At 38.2% G+C, this 343-nt stretch carries 1 protein-coding gene; it reads left to right on the top strand.

Going from position 1 to position 343, the window contains the following annotated elements; translation table 11 throughout:
* Nucleotides 1-336, top strand: a 336-nt coding sequence (locus tag DXB70_RS14225; protein WP_207665603.1) for a pyocin knob domain-containing protein, incomplete at its 5' end; no start/stop codon positions are given.
* Nucleotides 337-343: the final 7 nt, after the last annotated feature.

The raw sequence follows: 343 nt of genomic DNA, 5'->3' as shown, positions 1-343 counted from the left end.
TTAAATAGCGAGGCTTCCACTCATCTAAAAGAAAGTGGTAGCGAAAATAGCTTTTGCGCTGCTTTTCAATCGAGATATCAATATTACACTAATGCTAATTACATGTTGGCGAGTGGAATCTACAAAACAGGCAAAACAGGTTTAAATCTTCCGTTTGAGGGCTATTGGATCATAATAACCTTTAACACATCCAACGACTTTGGAAATAGTTCGACCGCTTGGATCACGCAATTTGCCATTTCAACTGATTCGAGTGATAAAGCTATTTATTTTCGAAGAAACATAAACTACACCCCGACCACTTGGGAATCCTGGAATAGACTTGTAGCAAGTTAAATAGCGA

The sequence above is a fragment of the Clostridium sp. OM05-5BH genome, assembly GCF_003481505.1.
Taxonomy (GTDB): Bacteria; Bacillota; Clostridia; order Lachnospirales; family Lachnospiraceae; genus Otoolea; species Otoolea fessa.
This window is presented reverse-complemented; position numbering and strand designations above follow the sequence as displayed.